This is a genomic window from Lelliottia sp. JS-SCA-14, from assembly GCF_035593345.1.
Taxonomy (GTDB): domain Bacteria; phylum Pseudomonadota; class Gammaproteobacteria; order Enterobacterales; family Enterobacteriaceae; genus Enterobacter; species Enterobacter wanjuensis.
On record NZ_CP141606.1, the window covers coordinates 2,284,647 to 2,303,261 of the forward strand.

The 18,615-nt window shown below is 57.9% G+C and carries 16 protein-coding genes; 11 read left to right on the forward strand and 5 right to left on the reverse strand.

Annotation, left to right across the window (positions count from 1 at the left end):
- The first annotated feature begins 101 nt into the window (after positions 1 to 101).
- From manD to U9O48_RS10780, 5 genes are all read left to right on the forward strand, one after another.
- On the forward strand, positions 102 to 1,316 hold the full coding sequence (manD, locus tag U9O48_RS10760; protein ID WP_324724286.1) for a D-mannonate dehydratase ManD: 1,215 nt from the start codon (positions 102 to 104) through the stop codon (positions 1,314 to 1,316).
- Between the two features lie 19 nt (positions 1,317 to 1,335).
- Complete coding sequence (locus U9O48_RS10765) at positions 1,336 to 2,619, forward strand: MFS transporter (RefSeq protein WP_282493174.1); 1,284 nt, start codon at positions 1,336 to 1,338, stop codon at positions 2,617 to 2,619.
- Positions 2,620 to 2,658: 39 nt separating this feature from the next.
- Positions 2,659 to 3,678, forward strand: a complete 1,020-nt coding sequence (locus U9O48_RS10770; protein ID WP_324724287.1) for a Zn-dependent oxidoreductase — start codon at positions 2,659 to 2,661, stop codon at positions 3,676 to 3,678.
- A gap of 51 nt (positions 3,679 to 3,729) precedes the next feature.
- Positions 3,730 to 5,100: an MFS transporter gene (locus U9O48_RS10775; protein WP_324724288.1), complete on the forward strand. Its 1,371-nt coding sequence runs from the start codon at positions 3,730 to 3,732 to the stop codon at positions 5,098 to 5,100.
- Between the two features lie 142 nt (positions 5,101 to 5,242).
- The gene (locus U9O48_RS10780) at positions 5,243 to 6,706 is read left to right on the forward strand and encodes a fructuronate reductase (RefSeq protein WP_324724290.1); all 1,464 of its coding nucleotides are present in this window, start codon (positions 5,243 to 5,245) and stop codon (positions 6,704 to 6,706) included.
- 43 nt (positions 6,707 to 6,749) lie between these two features.
- Here the strand turns inward: U9O48_RS10780 and ydfZ are convergent, their stop codons facing one another.
- A complete protein-coding gene (gene ydfZ, locus U9O48_RS10785) occupies positions 6,750 to 6,953 on the reverse strand; it encodes a putative selenium delivery protein YdfZ (RefSeq protein ID WP_282493170.1) in 204 nt (67 codons plus the stop codon).
- A 285-nt stretch (positions 6,954 to 7,238) separates the two neighbouring features.
- On the opposite strand from ydfZ, the gene U9O48_RS10790 reads away from it, so the two are divergent.
- Positions 7,239 to 7,670 (forward strand): universal stress protein, encoded by a 432-nt coding sequence (locus U9O48_RS10790; RefSeq protein WP_282493169.1) that lies wholly within the window; start codon positions 7,239 to 7,241, stop codon positions 7,668 to 7,670.
- Positions 7,671 to 7,713: 43 nt separating this feature from the next.
- On the opposite strand, the gene U9O48_RS10795 is transcribed toward U9O48_RS10790, so the two are convergent.
- Together U9O48_RS10795 and ydfG are read right to left on the reverse strand one after the other, a co-directional pair.
- The gene (locus U9O48_RS10795) at positions 7,714 to 8,400 is read right to left on the reverse strand and encodes a GntR family transcriptional regulator (RefSeq protein ID WP_282493168.1); all 687 of its coding nucleotides are present in this window, start codon (positions 8,398 to 8,400) and stop codon (positions 7,714 to 7,716) included.
- A 91-nt stretch (positions 8,401 to 8,491) separates the two neighbouring features.
- Positions 8,492 to 9,238 (reverse strand): bifunctional NADP-dependent 3-hydroxy acid dehydrogenase/3-hydroxypropionate dehydrogenase YdfG, encoded by a 747-nt coding sequence (gene ydfG / locus U9O48_RS10800; RefSeq protein WP_282493167.1) that lies wholly within the window; start codon positions 9,236 to 9,238, stop codon positions 8,492 to 8,494.
- A 155-nt stretch (positions 9,239 to 9,393) separates the two neighbouring features.
- On the opposite strand from ydfG, the gene dcp reads away from it, so the two are divergent.
- Positions 9,394 to 11,424, forward strand: coding sequence for a peptidyl-dipeptidase Dcp (gene dcp, locus U9O48_RS10805; RefSeq protein WP_324724291.1), 2,031 nt, complete (start codon positions 9,394 to 9,396; stop codon positions 11,422 to 11,424).
- Between the two features lie 144 nt (positions 11,425 to 11,568).
- On the opposite strand, the gene U9O48_RS10810 is transcribed toward dcp, so the two are convergent.
- Positions 11,569 to 12,558, reverse strand: coding sequence for a 2-hydroxyacid dehydrogenase (locus tag U9O48_RS10810; protein WP_285150418.1), 990 nt, complete (start codon positions 12,556 to 12,558; stop codon positions 11,569 to 11,571).
- Between the two features lie 209 nt (positions 12,559 to 12,767).
- Between U9O48_RS10810 and U9O48_RS10815 the strand changes: the two genes are divergently transcribed.
- From U9O48_RS10815 to U9O48_RS10825, 3 genes are read left to right on the forward strand one after another with little or no spacing between them, the layout of a single operon-like run.
- On the forward strand, positions 12,768 to 15,407 hold the full coding sequence (locus tag U9O48_RS10815; RefSeq protein ID WP_324724292.1) for a YdbH family protein: 2,640 nt from the start codon (positions 12,768 to 12,770) through the stop codon (positions 15,405 to 15,407).
- The gene (locus U9O48_RS10820; protein ID WP_282493163.1) at positions 15,404 to 15,595 is read left to right on the forward strand and encodes a YnbE family lipoprotein; all 192 of its coding nucleotides are present in this window, start codon (positions 15,404 to 15,406) and stop codon (positions 15,593 to 15,595) included. Before U9O48_RS10815 ends, U9O48_RS10820 begins: the two co-directional genes overlap by 4 nt.
- 7 nt (positions 15,596 to 15,602) lie before the next feature.
- On the forward strand, positions 15,603 to 15,923 hold the full coding sequence (locus U9O48_RS10825) for a YdbL family protein (protein WP_285150420.1): 321 nt from the start codon (positions 15,603 to 15,605) through the stop codon (positions 15,921 to 15,923).
- Here U9O48_RS10825 and feaR read toward each other — a convergent pair whose 3' ends face one another.
- A complete protein-coding gene (gene feaR, locus U9O48_RS10830; RefSeq protein ID WP_324724294.1) occupies positions 15,924 to 16,832 on the reverse strand; it encodes a transcriptional regulator FeaR in 909 nt (302 codons plus the stop codon).
- A 238-nt stretch (positions 16,833 to 17,070) separates the two neighbouring features.
- Here feaR and U9O48_RS10835 point away from each other — a divergent pair, with 238 nt between their 5' ends.
- Positions 17,071 to 18,570: an aldehyde dehydrogenase family protein gene (locus tag U9O48_RS10835; protein WP_285155380.1), complete on the forward strand. Its 1,500-nt coding sequence runs from the start codon at positions 17,071 to 17,073 to the stop codon at positions 18,568 to 18,570.
- Positions 18,571 to 18,615 lie beyond the last annotated feature (45 nt).

Genomic DNA, 18,615 nt, shown 5'->3' on the forward strand with positions numbered 1-18,615 from the left:
TTTGTGATCCATGGATGATTTTTTGATCGCTATACTTGTATGGTAGTCGCGTAATTGCGTAAGTTTCTTGCATCACAACGAGCGATGTAAGGAACTGGATCATGAAAATTGTCGGGGCCGAAGTCTTTGTCACCTGCCCGGGACGTAATTTTGTCACTCTGAAAATCACCACCGACGACGGGATCGTCGGCCTGGGTGATGCCACTCTTAACGGACGCGAACTCTCCGTTGCCTCCTACCTCAAAGATCACGTTTGTCCGCAGCTGATTGGCCGCGATGCGCACCGCATCGAAGATATCTGGCAGTTCTTCTATAAGGGCGCCTACTGGCGGCGCGGGCCGGTCACCATGTCGGCGATTTCTGCCGTCGATGTGGCCCTGTGGGATATCAAAGCCAAAGCCGCCGGTATGCCGCTTTATCAGTTATTGGGCGGCGCATCGCGCGAAGGTGTCATGGTTTATTGCCACACCACCGGGCATACCATTGACGATGTGCTGGAAGATTATGCCCGTCACAAAGAGCTGGGGTTCAAAGCCATCCGCGTGCAGTGCGGCGTGCCGGGGATGAAAACCACCTACGGGATGGCGAAAGGAAAAGGGCTGGCCTACGAACCGGCGACCAAAGGCCACTGGCCGGAAGAGCAGCTCTGGTCCACGGAAAAATACCTCGATTTCACCCCCAAACTGTTCGACGCCGTGCGCGACCAGTTTGGCTTCAACGAACATCTGCTCCACGACATGCACCACCGCCTGACTCCCATTGAAGCCGCGCGTTTTGGCAAGAGCATCGAAGAATTCCGCATGTTCTGGATGGAAGACCCGACGCCTGCCGAAAACCAGGAATGCTTCCGCCTGATCCGCCAGCACACGGTCACGCCGATTGCCGTCGGGGAGGTGTTCAACAGCATCTGGGACTGCAAACAGCTGATTGAAGAGCAGCTGATCGATTACATCCGCACCACCATCACCCACGCGGGCGGGATCACCGGGATGCGCCGGATTGCCGATTTCGCCTCCCTGTATCAGGTGCGCACCGGCTCACACGGCCCGTCGGATCTGTCACCGATTTGCCACGCCGCCGCGCTGCATTTCGACCTGTGGGTGCCGAACTTCGGCGTTCAGGAGTTCATGGGCTACTCCGAGCAAATGCTGGAAGTGTTCCCGCACAGCTGGACCTTCGATAACGGCTATATGCATCCGGGCGACAAACCGGGTATCGGCATCGAGTTCGACGAAAAACTGGCTGCGAAATACCCGTATGACCCGGCGTATCTCCCGGTCGCGCGCCTGGAAGATGGCACCTTGTGGAACTGGTAAATTGAGATCGGGAGTCCGTATGACAACTGAAACCATCAATACTGAAAGCTTAACCAAGCCTGCCCGAATCAAAAAAATACAGACCATCACCCTGGTGCTGCTATTTCTGGCCGGAATTGTCAATTTTCTCGACCGTTCGTCCTTGAGCGTGGCCGGGGAAGCGATTCGCGGCGAGATGGGGCTATCCGCCACGGAATTTGGCTTTTTGCTTTCCGCATTTTCACTCTCGTACGGACTGGCGCAGCTGCCGTCAGGGATCTTGCTCGACCGCTACGGCCCGCGGCTGGTGCTGGGCGCTGGGGTGATCTTCTGGTCACTGATGCAGGCCCTGACGGGCATGGTGAACTCCTTTAGCCATTTCATCCTGCTGCGCATCGGCTTAGGCATCGGTGAAGCGCCCTTTATGCCCGCCGGGGTGAAGTCGATTACCGACTGGTATGTGCAGAAAGAGCGGGGGACGGCGCTGGGGATATTTAACTCTTCCACGGTGTTAGGCCAGGCGATTGCGCCGCCGATCCTGGTGACGATGCAAATCCTCTGGGGCTGGCGGGCGATGTTCGTGATCATCGGCCTGCTGGGTGTGGCGGTCGGGGTTTGCTGGTACGCCTGGTATCGCAACCGCGCGCAGTTCGCGTTCCAGCCCGACGAGCGCGAATACCTTTCCGCGCCGGTCAAACCGCGCCCGACGTTACAGTTCAGCGAGTGGATTGCGCTGTTCAAACGCCGCACCACCTGGGGGATGATCTTAGGTTTCTCCGGCGTGAACTACACCGGATGGCTGTATATCGCCTGGTTGCCCGGCTATCTGCAGGCACAGCAGGGCTTTAGCCTGGCGAAAACCGGCTGGGTCTCGGCGATCCCGTTCCTCGCGGCCGCCGTCGGGATGTGGGTCAACGGGCTGGTGGTCGATGCCCTCGCCAAAAAAGGCTACGACCTCGCCAGAACGCGCAAAACGGCAATTGTGGTGGGCTTGATCCTGTCGGCGTTAGGCACGCTGCTGGTGGTGCAATCCTCGTCTCCGGCGGAAGCCGTCACCTTTATTTCGTTAGCCCTGTTCTGCGTCCATTTTGCCGGTACCTCGGCGTGGGGGCTGGTGCAGGTGATGGTCTCGGAAAGCAAAGTCGCCTCCGTGGCCGCCATTCAAAACTTCGGCAGCTTTGTCTTCGCCTCCTTCGCGCCCATCGTCACCGGCTGGATCGTCGACAAAACGCACTCCTTTAATCTCGCCCTGGTGGTCGCGGCCTGCGTCACCTTTGTCGGGGCGATGTGTTACCTGTTTATTGTGAAACACCGGATTGATTAAGTTCTCTATAACAATGAGTGAGATCCGCCAGGAGCAACCATGAAAAGTATTGTGATTCAAAAACCGAACGCGCTGCTGATTGAAGAACGTCCGCTGCCTGCGCCCGCCGCAGGGGAAGTGCGGGTCAAAATTAGCCTCGCCGGGATCTGCGGTTCCGACAGCCATATCTATCGCGGCCATAACCCGTTCGCCAAATATCCGCGCGTCATCGGGCATGAGTTCTTCGGCGTGATTGACGCGCTCGGTGAAGGCGTGGAGGCCGGGCGTCTGGGGCAGCGCGTCTCCGTCGATCCGGTGATCAGCTGCGGACACTGCTGGCCGTGCTCGGTCGGCAAACCCAACGTCTGCACCTCGCTGGTGGTGCTGGGCGTGCATCGTGACGGCGGGTTCAGCGAATACGCCGTCGTTCCGGCGAAAAATGCGTGGACGATCCCGGATGCGATTCCCGACCGTCACGCGGTGATGGTGGAGCCCTTCACTATTGCGGCCAACGTCACCGGACACGCGCAGCCGACCGACCAGGATATTGCGCTGATCTACGGCGCGGGGCCAATGGGCCTCGTCACCGTTCAGGCGCTGAAAGGCGTCTACAAGGTGAAGCAGGTGATTGTGGTCGACCGGATTGACGAGCGGCTGGAGATGGCGAAACGCAGCGGCGCCGACTGGACGTTCAACAACGCAGAACAGTCGCTGCAGGCGGCGCTGGAAGAGAAGGGGATTAAACCGACCTTAATCGTTGATGCCGCCTGTCATCCGACGATTCTCCAGGAGGCGATTACCCTCGCGTCGCCGGGCGGACGCATCGTGCTGATGGGCTTCTCCAGCGAACCGAGCCAGGTCGCACAGCAGAGGATCACCGGCAAAGAGCTGTCGATCTTCTCCTCGCGCCTCAACGCCAACAAATTCCCGGTGGTCATCGACTGGCTGGAAAAGGGGCTGATCGACCCAGATAAACTGATCACTCACTCTTTTGACTATCACCACGTCACCGACGCCATCGAACTGTTTGAGAAAGACCAGCGGCAGTGCTGCAAGGTCTTGCTCACGTTCGGCCAATAACAACAAACGCGGTTACGTGGTACGCATCTTACCTACACAGAGATAGCCATTATGACTCAGACACAACCTCAAAGAACGACGTCGGATCTGGTGAAAGCAGCGGTGTCCGGCTGGCTTGGCACCGCGCTGGAATTCATGGATTTCCAGCTCTATTCGCTGGGTGCGGCGCTGGTCTTTCACGAGATCTTCTTCCCGGAGCAGTCCGCCGCGATGGCGTTGATTCTGGCGATGGGGACTTACGGCGCAGGCTATATTGCGCGCATCGTCGGGGCCTTTATCTTCGGCAAAATGGGCGACCGGATTGGGCGTAAAAAGGTGCTGTTTATCACCATCACCATGATGGGGATCTGCACCACGCTGATTGGCGTCCTGCCGACCTACGCACAGATCGGGATTTTTGCCCCGGTGCTGCTGGTGACGCTGCGTATTATCCAGGGGCTGGGCGCGGGAGCCGAGATTTCCGGTGCGGGAACCATGCTGGCGGAGTACGCGCCGAAGGGGAAACGCGGCATTATTTCTTCCCTGGTGGCGATGGGCACCAACTGCGGCACCCTGAGCGCCACGGCGATCTGGGCGGTGATGTTCTTTGCTCTCGACCGCGAAGAGCTGGTGGCCTGGGGCTGGCGCGTGCCGTTCCTCGCAAGCGTGGTGGTGATGATCTTTGCCATCTGGCTGCGAATGAACCTCAAAGAGAGTCCGGTGTTTGAGAAGGTGAACGACGAAAGCAGCCCGGTGGTGACGGCGGAAGAAACCTCGCTCGGCGCGATGTTCAAAAGCAAATCCTTCTGGCTGGCGACGGGGCTGCGTTTTGGTCAGGCGGGGAACTCGGGCCTGATCCAGACCTTCCTGGCGGGCTATCTGGTGCAGACGCTGCTGTTTAATAAAAGCATCCCGACCGACGCGCTGATGATCAGCTCCATTCTCGGGTTTATCTCCATCCCGCTGCTGGGCTGGCTGTCGGATAAAGTCGGGCGCCGTCTGCCGTACATTCTGCTCAACATCTCCGCCATTATCCTGGCGTACCCGATGCTGTCGATTATCGTCGATAAAAGCTACAGCCCAGGCGTGATCATGCTGTCGATCATCGTCATTCACAACTTTGCGGTGCTGGGGCTGTTCGCGCTGGAAAACATCACCATGGCGGAGATGTTTGGCTCGCGCAATCGCTTTACCCGGATGGCGATTTCGAAAGAGGCCGGTGGTCTGGTGGCGGTCGGTTTCGGCCCGGTGCTGGCGGGGATTTTCTGTAACATGACCGGTTCCTGGTGGCCTATTGTGGCGATGATGGTGGTCTATTCCGTCATTGGCCTGGTATCAGCCGTGCTGATGCCGGAAGTGCGCGACCGCGATCTGAGCCTCGCAGAAGACGCCGCCGAAAAAGCCGTTTCCGCGGTGCCTCTGGGCCACAGGGTGAATCTGTAAAGTTAAAGAGGGCGGGAAGGTCGATCCCGCCTTTTCTTCTCTTCTTGTATGGTAGTTGATGGAAATCAAAGATGTCATACCAATTGCGTGAGATGGTCTACCTCCTCAGATTCGACGACTCCTCACTAAAATGAGCCTCCTCATGAATAATAAATTGTTGAATGCCAAAGCGTCACTTCCTGCCTACGACCGTAACAACCTGGTGCCTCGCATCGTGCACCTTGGTTTTGGCGCATTCCACCGTGCCCATCAGGCGGTTTATACCGATATCCTCGCGGCTGAACACGGCAGCGACTGGGGCTATACCGAAGTGAACCTGATCGGCGGCGAACAGCAGATTGCCGATCTTAAGGCCCAGGATAACCTCTACACCGTGGCAGAAATGTCTGCCGACGCCTGGACCGCACGCGTGGTCGGCGTCGTGAAAAAGGCGCTTCACGCGCAGGTAGATGGTCTGGAAACCGTGCTGGCCGCTATGTGCGAGCCGCAGGTGGCGATTGTCTCGCTCACCATTACCGAAAAAGGCTACTGCCACGCCCCGGCGACCGGCCAGCTGATGCTCGATCACCCGCTGATCGCCGCCGATCTGCAAAACCCCAACCAGCCAAAATCTGCGCCCGGCGTCGTGGTTGAAGCGCTGGCGCGCCGCAAAGCGGCAGACTTACCGGCATTCAGCGTGATGTCCTGCGACAACATGCCGGAGAACGGCCATGTGATGCGTAACGTCACCTGCGCCTATGCCCGCGCCGTCAACGCAGAACTGGCAGACTGGATCGAAGCGAACGTAACGTTCCCGTCGACGATGGTGGATCGTATTGTTCCGGCTGTTACCGCCGAAACGCTGGATAAAATCGAACACATCACCGGCGTGCGCGACCCGGCTGGCGTGGCCTGCGAACCCTTCCGCCAGTGGGTGGTGGAAGACAACTTTGTCGCCGGGCGTCCTGAGTGGGAAAAAGCGGGTGCCGAACTGGTGGCAGACGTGATCCCGTTCGAAGAGATGAAACTGCGCATGCTCAACGGCAGCCACTCTTTCCTCGCCTATCTCGGTTACCTGGCGGGCTATCAGCACATTAACGACTGTATGGAAGACGAGAATTATCGTCATGCCGCGCATGCGTTAATGCTGAACGAACAGGCACCAACCCTGAAAGTGAAGGGCGTTGATCTGGCCCGTTACGCTGATTTGCTCATCGAGCGCTACAGCAACCCGGCGCTGCGTCATCGCACCTGGCAAATCGCGATGGACGGCAGCCAGAAGTTACCGCAACGTATGCTCGATTCTGTGCGCTGGCATCTGGCGCATCAGCGCAGTTTCCCGCTGCTGGCGCTGGGCGTAGCAGGCTGGATGCGTTATGTCGGCGGCGTGGATGAAAGCGGAAACGCGATCGAAGTCTGCGATCCGCTGCTGACCACCATTCAGGCGGCGGTTAACGGCAGCGCAGAGGGTGAAAGCCGCGTGAAAGCGCTATTAGGTATCGAGGCGATTTTCGGCAATGAGCTGCCGCTGGAAGCCCGCTTTGTGGATGCGGTCATGAGCGCGTACAAGATGTTGCTGGAGCAGGGCGCGAAGGCGACCGTGGCGCAGGTACTTTCTCAGAAGTAATCTCTTATCATGCCGCCGCATGCGGCGGCATGTCATTGCACACTCAGTGCATGCCAAGACGAATCAGTTCAATCGGTTCGAACTTGCCTTCACAACCTTCCACTTCAACCGTTTTGCTGCGGCGAACCTGCGCGGCATCCAGACCTTCGGCATGGATAGCGCGGATAATCCCGGTGTGCCCGGTGCCGTTAATCATCACACGGCTGCCGGTGGTAATAGCGTTGCGGTTGCGATCGTAAGTCATCATGGTTATTTCTCCTCTTCTCTACACATCACGGCTCTCTGTTTTGCAGCCGCTGACGGGAGAATATAAATACGCCTCTTGCGACAACATTTTTTTGTTTTTGATCAAGGTCACACTTTTTTGTCTGCATTTTATCCGCGCTGACTCGCGCCGACGCAAATTGACAAAACAGACAATTGTTTTCGTTTATTGATAGTTCCGCCAGTGAACGGTTTAGCCTTTGTTTCAAATAGCCATGTCACTCTTAAGTCAGATAACTAATTATTTTATTTGGATAAGGAAGGGCTTATGTACAAGAAAATATTAATGCCTGTTGACGTATTTGAAATGAACCTCAGCGATAAAGCAGTGCGCCACGCCGAGTTCCTCGCGAAGGCGGACAACGCCACCATCACCTTGCTGAACATCCTGCCGCTCAGCAGCCGTTCGTTGCTGCGCGGTTTCAACTCTGACATCAAAAAGTTTGAGGCCTATATGGTCGCTGAGTCAGAGAAAAAGATGAATGAATTAAAACGGTTATTTGATATCGCGCCGGAGAATATTCGCACCGAAGTGCGCTTCGGTAATGTTCGCGATGAGATTATCAGTATCAGTAATAAAGAGGATTATGAGGTGATTGTGATCGGCTCAAAGACGCCGGGAATATCCAGCCACTTACTCGGCTCCAATGCGGAATCCGTTATCCGCTACGCCAAAATACCGGTCTTGGTCGTACGTTAATTGCAACACCGCATCCCGGAATACAGTCGGGATGCGGTCATGATTAATCTTCCGAAAACCAGTCGCTATTTTCCTGGCGAATAAGCTGCACCGACTCGCCAATTTCCTGCAAATGCACTGTCATCGCCTTTTCGACGGCGTCACCGTCGCGTTTTTCCAGCGCGGCGAATATATCGTGGTGTTGACGCAGCAGCATTTCCGGCGGCGAGACGTGATCGAGGCTCATATAGCGCACGCGGTCCATCGTCGCTTTTATATTCTCAATGGTGTCCCACGCCAGCTGACAGTCGGCAATTTGCGCCAGCTTCTGGTGAAATTCGTCGTCGAGCTGGAAAAAGTCATTCAGCTGCTTACGCTCAATCGCAATCCGCTGCTGGTGGAGATTCTGTTCCAGCAGGTAGCACTGATGATCGTCAACCAGCGATGCCGCCCGGCGCACCACCGCGCACTCAATTGCCTGGCGGACGAAACAGCCGTTGCGCACCTGCGAGAGGGAAATTTTATTCACGTAGCTGCCGCGCTGGGGGCGGATCTGAATCAGACCGTTTTCGGCCAGTTTAATAAAGGCTTCACGAACTGGCTGACGCGACACGTCGAAGCGAACCGAAACCTCTTTTTCAGAGAGCGGGGTGCCCGGCGGGATCAGGCAATGAACGATATCACGCCGTAAAATGCGATAAATTTGCTGATTAACAGGCTGTGTTGGGTTCAGTTGCGATTCGGCGGCCATGGGATGTGGTTTCTCAAAGAGTTAACGCTCTAATACTACCATTCTTTTGCAGGGCATCCCATACCCGACCCGCAGGCCGGGCAGGGAAGGATCAGCCGCGATGCACGCTTAAACCGGCAAAGCTCTGGCTGACAGGCATCATTTCCACGGTGTTGATGTTGACGCGTTTTGGCAGCGTCGCGACCCACCAGACGGTTTCGGCTACATCTTCCGGCGTCAGGGCCTCGGTGTTTTCATAGGTTTTGCCTGCTTTCGCATCGTCACCTTTGAAACGCACGTTGGAGAACTCGGTCCCGCCCACCAGACCCGGCTCGATATCCGTCACGCGGATCGCCGTGCCGTGCAGGTCGGTGCGCAGGTTCAGGCTGAACTGACGCACAAAGGCTTTGGTCGCCCCGTACACGTTCCCGCCCGCATAAGGCCAGCTTCCGGCGGTCGAACCGATGTTGATCACATGCCCACGATTACGTTCAACCATGCCCGGCAGCACCGCGCGGGTCATGTACACCAGACCTTTGTTGTTGGTGTCGATCATGTTTTCCCAGTCTTCCACGCTGGCTTTGTGCGCAGGCTCCAGACCCAGCGCCAGCCCGGCGTTGTTCACCAGAATATCAATGGCGCGCCACTCTGCGGGCAGGTTAGCGAGCATCTCTTCAATGGCTGCGCGATTACGCACGTCGAGCTGCGCGGTCAAAATGCTGTCGCCGAGCTCATCTTTCAGCTCCTGCAAACGCTCCTGACGACGGCCCGTTGCAATCACTTTATGTCCGTTGGCGACGAAGCGACGCGTGATGCTTTCACCAAAACCCGCCGTTGCCCCGGTAACTAATACGATCATCTCACTGTTCCTCAACGCTTTTTGTGTTGTGTAACCATAGCATGCTGGTGGGGAGTGCGTTAAGACGACTTTTGTTACCTGACGTATGCGAAGCATTGCAGCCCGCCGCGGCCTGTCCTACTCTGGGAGGATTATTGTGTGCCCAGGAGTCAACGATGTCGGTTTCCAATCCGTTTTTTGAAGTCAGTGTACTGCCTTATCAGGCGCCTCGATTCGATCTCATCGAAGAGAGCCACTACCGCCCGGCATTTGACGAAGCGATGCGCCAGAAGCGTGCAGATATTGATGCCATTATTGCCAACGCCGCCGCACCCGATTTCGCCAATACCATTCTGGCGCTGGAAAAAAGCGGCGCGATGCTTTCCCGCGTCAGCAGCGTGTTTTTCGCCATGACCTCCGCGCATACCAACGACTATTTGCAGGAGCTCGACGAAGCGTTCTCCACCGAGCTGGCGGGGCTGTCCAACGATATCTGGCTCAATAACACGCTGTTTGCCCGCGTGGTGGCGGTATGGGAAGGGCGCGCTTCGCTGGATGCAGAGTCGCGCAGGCTGGTGGAAGAGATCCACCAGCGCTTTATTCTGGCGGGCGCACAGCTCACCGATGAACAAAAAGCGGCGCTCAAAGCGCTAAACACCGAAGCGGCGTCGCTCACCAGCCAGTTCAACCAGCGGCTGTTGGCCGCCGACAAAGCGGGCGGTCTGGTGGTGGATGATGTTCATCAGCTTGACGGCTTAAGCGAGGATGAAATTGCGACTGCCGCGCGTGCCGCCGCTGAAAAAGGGCTGGCCGATCGCTGGATGATTCCGTTGCTCAATACCACGCAACAACCGGCGCTGGCGGCGCTCAACGATCGTCAGACGCGGGAAAATTTGTTCAAAGCAGGCTGGATTCGCACCCAAAAGGGCGACGAAAACGACACTCGCGAAATCGTAATTCGGCTGGCTCAACTGCGCGCCCGCCGCGCAGAGCTGCTGGGGTTCGACAGCTACGCCAGCTGGAGCACCGCCGATCAAATGGCGAAAACGCCTGATGCGGCGCTGAAATTTATGCGCGGAATTGTTCCGGCCGCAAGGGCGCGTGCCGAGCGCGAACAGGCGGATATCCAGAAAGTCATTGAGGGAGGCTTCAGCGTTCAGGCCTGGGACTGGGCGTACTACGCCGAGCGCGTGCGTCTGGAGAAATACGCTCTCGATGAGTCGCAGATCAAACCCTATTTTGCGCTGGACACCACTCTGCGCGACGGTGTGTTCTGGGCAGCCAGCCAGCTGTTCGGCATTCGCTTTGTCGAGCGTTTCGATATTCCGGTTTACCACCCGGACGTGCGCGTCTGGGAGATCTTCGACCACACCGGGGAAGGCATGGCGCTGTTCTACGGTGATTTCTTCGCGCGGGATTCCAAAGGCGGCGGGGCGTGGATGGGGAATTTCGTCGAGCAATCTCACGAATTCACCGCGCGTCCGGTGATCTACAACGTCTGCAACTACCAGAAACCCGCCGCGGGCCAGGCGGCGCTGCTCTCCTGGGATGATGTGATCACCCTGTTCCACGAGTTCGGCCATACGCTGCACGGTCTGTTTGCCGATCAGCGCTTCGCCACGCTTTCCGGGACCAACACGCCGCGCGATTTTGTGGAATTCCCGTCGCAAATTAACGAGCACTGGGCCAGCCATCCGCAGGTGTTCGCCCACTATGCCCGTCACTATCAGACCGGCGAGCCGATGCCGGATGCCCTGCGCGAGAAAATGCTCAGCGCGACGCAGTTCAACAAAGGTTACGACATGACGGAGCTGCTGAGCGCCGCGCTGCTGGACATGAACTGGCACGGCATTGGGGCGCAGGAAAATGTTGCGGATGTTGATACGTTTGAATCCGCGGCGCTGAAAAAAGAGGGGCTGGACCTGCCTGCCGTACCACCACGCTATCGCAGCAGCTATTTCGCGCACATTTTCGGCGGCGGCTATGCGGCGGGGTACTACGCCTATCTGTGGACGCAGATGCTGGCCGACGACGGCTATCAGTGGTTTGTCGAGCAGGGCGGGTTAACGCGTGAAAACGGGCAGAGATTCCGTGAGGCGATTTTGTCGCGCGGAAACAGCAGCGATCTGGAAGCCTTGTACCGCGATTGGCGAGGGCACGATCCGTTGATCGAGCCGATGTTGAAGAATCGTGGGTTGAGCGAGTAGCATTCTGCGGTCTGGTGCCCTCACCCCGACCCTCTCCCACGGGGAGAGGGAGAAAACCGGTCCGTACTTGAGGGAGAACTCCGAGCGGTTCCCTCTCCCTTGAGGGAGAGGGCTAGGGTGAGGGGGAACTGCGCTCGCTAATGCCTAAGCCACTTCGTTCGGACAATCTTCGCCGTTCTCGAGCTGCTTAAGATTCCCGAGCGTCGTTTCCGAAATACTGATCAGCGCCTCAGCGGTCAAAAACGCCTGGTGCCCGGTAAACAGCACGTTGTGGCAGGCGGACAGACGGCGGAACACGTCATCCTGAATCACGTCGTTAGACTTGTCTTCAAAGAACAGATCGCGTTCGTTCTCGTACACGTCCATCCCCAGCGCGCCGATTTTCTGCGTTTTCAGGGCTTCAATCGCCGCCTGCGAATCGATCAGACCGCCACGGCTGGTGTTAATGATCATCACGCCGTCTTTCATCTGCTCAAACGCGCTTTGATTCAGCAGGTGATAGTTTTCTGCGGTCAGCGGGCAGTGCAGGGAGATAACGTCGGATTCGGAAAGCAGGGTCGGCAGATCGACATACTCCACGCCCAGCTCCAGGGCCGCTGCGCTTGGGTACGGATCAAACGCCAGCAGACGCATCCCGAAACCTTTCAGGATCCGCAGCGCCGCAACGCCGATTTTACCGGTGCCGATCACGCCCGCCGTTTTACCGTACATGGTAAAGCCGGTAAGCCCTTCGAGAGAGAAGTTGGCATCACGGGTGCGCTGATAGGCGCGGTGAATACGTCGGTTGAGGGACATCATCATGCCGATGGCATGTTCCGCCACCGCTTCCGGGGAGTAGGCCGGGACGCGCACCACTTTCAGACCCAGCTCTTTCGCCGCGTCCAGATCGACGTTGTTAAAGCCCGCACAGCGCAGCGCGATGTACTTCACGCCGTGCTTTTTCAGCTCTTCCAGCACCGGACGGCTGCCGTCGTCGTTGACGAAAATACACACCGCTTCGCATCCGTTCGCCGTTTTGGCGGTTTTTTCGGTCAACAGAAAGTCAAAAAATTCGAGCTCGAATCCGTAAGCCTCGTTAACATGTTGCAGATACTTTTTATCGTACTGTTTTGTGCTATATACCGCGAGTTTCATAAGACTTTCTCCAGTGATTTTACCATCACGTTAGCATGATTAAAATAATCTTACAATTTATAAAAATTTATTGAATTCAATAAGTTCTATCAATAATTCTAGAGCAACTATCCTTAAAACTGGCGTTGACTTCAACTGACTGGCTAAACATGCCACAATGACGGGCACTGTCGGCTTATTTTTTCGCTAAATCAGGATATTAACTGCCCATGAGGGGTAAATACAAAGCCGCAATTGCGCTATTGCTGTTGATCATTTTGTTGCCGCTGACGCTGCTGATGACGCTCGCCCAGTGGGTGCCGACCCTTGCCGGGATCTGGCTCCCCGTGGGGACGCGCATTGCCTTCGAGAAAAGCCCGCGCCTGACCCGCAACCAGATTGTGATCCCCGATCTTCGCTACCTCGTAGAGGACTGCGAAATCGCCCGCGTGGAAAACGCCACCCTGTCGCACCCCAGCCGCTGGAAGCTGGACGTCGGCGCGCTCGATCTCAATACCGCCTGCCTGAGCAAACTGCCGCAGGCAGAGCAGGCCAACACCGCACCCAAAACCCTCGCCGAGTGGCAGTCGATGCTGCCCAATACCTGGCTGACAATCGACCGCTTAACGCTCTCGCCATGGCAGCAGTGGCAGGGCCAACTCAAGGTCTCATTAACGCCCTCCGTCCAGGAAGTCACCTATCAGGGCGAACAGGTGAAACTGCGCGGGAAACTTCGCGGACAAGACCTGACGGTCAGCGAATTCGAAGTTCATCTTCCGGATTACCCGCAGCCGATCCGCCTGGCAGGGGAATTCACGCTGCCGCTGATCCCGGACGGCGTGCCGGTGAAAGGCCATGCGGAAGCGACCCTGACCGTGCCGCAAATCCCGTCTCCGGTGGATGCCGATCTCGACTGGGAAGAGAACCGCGGCCAGCTGGTCCTGACCGCCCGCGATAACCCCGATCCGCTGCTGGATTTGCCGTGGCAGCTCACCGCCGAACAGCTGACGATCAGCGACGGGCGCTGGCACTGGGATCTCACCGGTCTGCCGTTAAGCGGGCGCGTAGGGCTGAAAGTCGACAACTGGCAGCAGGGGCTGGAAAACGCCACCTTTACCGGTCGTCTGAACGTGCTGACCCAGGGCGATGCGGGGAAAGGCAACGCCGTGCTGACCCTCGGGCCGGGCAAGCTGAGCATGGACAACAGCGCCATGCCGCTGCAGGTGACGGGCGAAGCCAAGCAGGGCGATCTGATCCTCTACGCCATTCTTCCTGCGCAGCTGACGGGCAGCCTCGCCGATCCGCTCCTCTCTTTTGAACCCGGCGCGCTGCTGCGCTCGCGCGGTCGGGTGATTGATTCTCTGAATATCGACGAAATCCGCTGGCCGCTGGCCGGCGTCAAACTCTCGCAGAAGGGCGTGGACGGGCGTTTACAAGCCATTCTCAAAGCCCATGAAAACGAAATGGGCGATTTTGTCCTGCATCTCGACGGACAGGCGAACGACTTCCTGCCGGACAGCGGCCTGTGGCAGTGGCGCTACTGGGGCGACGGCCATTTCACGCCGATGAACGCCCGCTGGGATGTGGCTGGCAAAGGCGAATGGCGCGACAGCGCCATCGAACTGACGCAGCTGTCGACCGGTTTCGACAAACTGCAGTACGGCACCATGCTGGTGAACAAGCCGCGCCTGGTGCTGGATCAACCGGTGCGCTGGCAGCGCGACGCAAACAATCCACACTTTAGCGGATCGCTTTCGCTGGATGCGGAGCAGACCTCGTTCTCCGGCGGCAGCGTGCTCCCGCCGTCGACCCTGAAATTTAGCGTCGACGGCACAGACCCGACCTTCTTCCAGTTCAAAGGCGATCTGCACGCGGCAGACATTGGCCCGGTTCAGGTGAACGGTCGCTGGGACGGGGAGCGTCTGCGCGGTCAGGCCTGGTGGCCGAAACAGTCCCTGACGGTCTTCCAGCCGCTGGTGCCGCCTAACTGGAAAATGAACCTGCGCGACGGCGAGCTGTACGCCCAGGTGGCGTTTTCTGCCGCCGCGGGTCAAGGGTTTGAAGCGGGCGGCCACGGCGTGCTGAAAAGCGGCAGCGTCTGGATGCCGGATAACCAAATCAACGGCGTCGATTTTGTCCTGCCGTTCCGTTTCAGCGAAGGCACCTGGTCGCTGGGCACGCGCGGCCCGGTCACGCTGCGTATCGCCGAGGTGGTCAACCAGGTCACGGCACGCAATATCACCGCGGATCTGCAGGGCGATTATCCGTGGAGCGAACAGAACCCGCTGCTGCTGACCAACGTCAGCACCGACGTGCTGGGCGGGAAAATTACCATGCAGCAGTTGCGCATGCCGCAGCACGATCCGGCCCTGCTGCGGGTGCAGAATATCTCCGCCAGCGAGCTGATCAGCGCCGTCAATCCGAAACAGTTTGCCATGTCAGGCCCGGTGAGCGGGGCGCTGCCGTTCTGGCTGGAGAACGAAAAATGGATCATCAAAGACGGCTGGCTGACCAACCCCGGTCCGATGACTCTGCGTATCGACAAAGACACGGCGGATGCGATCGTCAAAGACAACATGGCGGCAGGCGTGGCGATTAACTGGCTCCGCTATATGGAAATTTCTCGCTCGTGGACGAAAATCAATGTAGATAATTTGGGTGTGTTGACCATGCAGTCGGCCATCAGCGGCACCAGCCGCGTCGACGGAAAAAGCAACACCGTGCACCTCAATTACACTCACGAAGAGAATCTTTTTACCCTGTGGCGCAGCCTGCGCTATGGGGATAATTTACAGGCATGGCTTGAGCAACACGCGGCGTTACCGGATGCCCGCTGTCAGGCAGGCAAGGAATGTGAGGAACAACAATGAAAAATCTGGCAGGCTTGGCCGGCGTGATCATGGTCGCTATGCTCTCGGGCTGTACGCCGCGTATTGAAGTCGCGGCCCCGAAAGAGCCGATCACCATCAATATGAACGTCAAAATCGAGCACGAGATCCACATTAAAGTGGATAAAGACGTCGAAACCCTGCTGAAATCGCGCAGCGATCTGTTCTGAGGATGCCATGAAACGACTTCTTGCAATCGGTCTGCTGGTGTTAGGCGTAAGCGTTCAGGCGCAGGCGATCACCTTGAATGAAGCCCGCGCGCAGGGGCTGGTCGGCGAAACCCTGAGCGGCTACATCGCACCGCTTCGCCAGGACAAACAGACGCTGGCGCTGGTGAACGAAATCAACGCCGCGCGCACGGAAAGCTATCAGAAACTGGCGGACAGCAATAACCTGCCGGTGGATGAAGTGGCGAAAATGGCCGGACAAAAACTGGTGGCCCGAGCGCAGCCGGGCGAATACGTGAAGGGCATCAACGGGAAGTGGCTGAAGAAGTGATCAGCGATAGCGCCTGCGGTACTCGCCTGGCGACACGCCGAAGCGCTGTTTAAACGCCGTCGAGAAGTGGCTATGGTCGGCAAAGCCCCAGCTGTAGCCAATCCCCGCCAGTTTTTCATCATCGCCTGTCGCGCGTAACACCTGCGCGCACAGGTCCAGCCGCCGGTTTTTGATGTACTGCGCCACCACCAGCCCTTTATCGGCAAACATACGATACAGACTGCGCACCGACATTCCGCTCTCGGTGGCGATCCACTCCGGGCGCAGGGCTTCCGACTGAATGTGGGAGTCAATCAGCGACAGCACATTCTGGAACTGACGCTCTTTGCGCGGCGGCGCGGTTTCACGCTGCTGAAACGCCGGGCGCAGCAGACACACCATCGCCTCCAGCGCCGCTTCGCTCTCCATATCGCTCAGCTGCGCGTTATCCATACTCTCCTGCAAAAGACGATAGCTCAGCTGTACGGTTGGCAGGGTGCGCGACAGTTTGTGCGCGCAGCTCACCTCCTGAAAACGGCACTGCTGCTCCAGAATTTGACGCGGAAGTAACAGAGAAATCTGGCGCGATTTATCGTGCCAGTAGATCGAGCAGGGGCGCGAGGCGTCGATCAGGGTAATGTCGCCCGCTTCGATCACAATCTGCTTATCGTCCTGCTCCAGGGTGGCGTTGCCTTCCAGCTGAAATACGGTGTAGAACCACGCGTCGTTGCTGGTTTTGATCTCCTGACGGGTGCGGAACAGGTTAACGCCCGCCGCGGTGACGGTGCTGAGTTTCAGACTTCTGGCGTAGCTGGTTTCCAGTTCGCCGAGGAACGGACCGGCCAGTGGACGCGCGGCAAAGCTGCCACACACCTGATTAATCTGCGCCAGCCACTGCTGATATTTTTCCTGCTCGCTTGCACACGCCATCTTTCATCTCGCTGCACTTAATGTTTTTGCATTGTTGCATTTGTGTTGCATTTTGTCAGAGGTCTGGGCTGACTATAGGAAAGAACACTCGCTGAGAATAGTGTTATAAGCCGGAATTATCGTGATTTGCGGGGGCTGTCACAGGTGGCAAAACGAATGTCACACAGATAAAAGCGCGTTTCGCAAACCCATCTTAGACTGCGTTGACACCCTGCGAATAATAATGAAGGAGCACCCCATGTCTGAGTCACAGACCGCTATTCTGCCGAGCGTGCAGCAGTTTTTAGACCGCCAACATGGCCTGTGGATTGAGGGCCGCCCGTCTGCGTCTGACAGCGAAAAACGTCTGAACGTGTTCAATCCGGCGACGGGTGAAGTGATCGCCTCCACGGCTGATGCCAGCGTGAATGATGTGGATCGCGCGGTGATGTCCGGCTGGCGCGCCTTTGTCTCCCGCAGCTGGGCCGGGAAGCTGCCCGCCGAGCGTGAACGCATTTTGCTGCGCTTTGCCGATCTGGTGGAGCAGCACACGGAAGAACTCGCCCAGCTCGAAACCCTGGAGCAGGGTAAATCGATCAACATTTCCCGGGCCTTTGAAGTGGGCTGCACCCTGAACTGGATGCGCTACACCGCCGGTTTAACCACCAAAATCGCCGGTAAAACCCTGGATCTCTCCATTCCGCTGCCGCAGGGCGCGCGCTATCAGGCGTGGACCCGCAAAGAGCCGGTCGGTGTGGTGGCCGGAATTGTGCCGTGGAACTTCCCGCTGATGATCGGCATGTGGAAAGTGATGCCGGCGCTGGCCGCCGGGTGTTCCATTGTGATCAAACCGTCGGAAACCACGCCGCTGACGCTGCTGCGCGTGGCGGAGCTGGCCTGTGAGGCGGGCGTGCCCGATGGCGTCTTTAACGTCGTTACCGGCAGCGGCGCGGTGTGTGGTGCGGCGCTGACCTCGCATCCCCATATCGCCAAAGTGAGCTTTACCGGCTCGACGGCGACGGGCAAACAGATTGCGCGCGTCGCCGCCGATACGCTCACGGGCGTGACCCTGGAGCTGGGCGGTAAAAACCCGGCCATCGTGCTGAAAGATGCCGATCCGGCGTGGGTGGTGGAAGGGCTGATGACCGGCAGTTTCCTTAATCAGGGGCAGGTGTGCGCCGCCAGCTCGCGCATTTACATCGAAGCGCCGCTGTTCGACACCCTGGTGAGCCACTTCGAGCAGGCGGTAAAATCCCTGAGCGTCGGGCCGGGCATGTCGCCGACGGCGCACATCAACCCGCTGGTCTCCCGCGCCCACTGTGATAAAGTGCAGACTTTCCTCAACGAAGCGCAGTCCAGCCACGCTGAGCTGATTACCGGCAACAGCGGCCCGGATAAACAGGGCTATTACGTTGCGCCTACGCTGGTGGTGAACCCGGATGCCAGCCTGCGCCTGACCCGCGAAGAGGTGTTTGGCCCGGTGGTTAACCTGGTACGCGTGGCGGACGGGGAAGAGGCGTTGCAACTGGCGAACGATACTGAGTACGGCCTGACGGCCAGCGTCTGGACGCAGAACATCAGCAAAGCGCTGGAATACACGGACCGACTGCAGGCCGGAACCGTATGGGTGAACAGCCATACGCTGATCGACGCCAACCTGCCGTTCGGCGGCATGAAACAGTCCGGCACCGGGCGAGATTTCGGCCCGGACTGGCTGGATGGCTGGTGTGAAACCAAGTCGGTTTGCGTGCGGTATTGAGAAAAAAAAGCCGGGTGGCGCTGCGCTTACCCGGCCTACAAGATC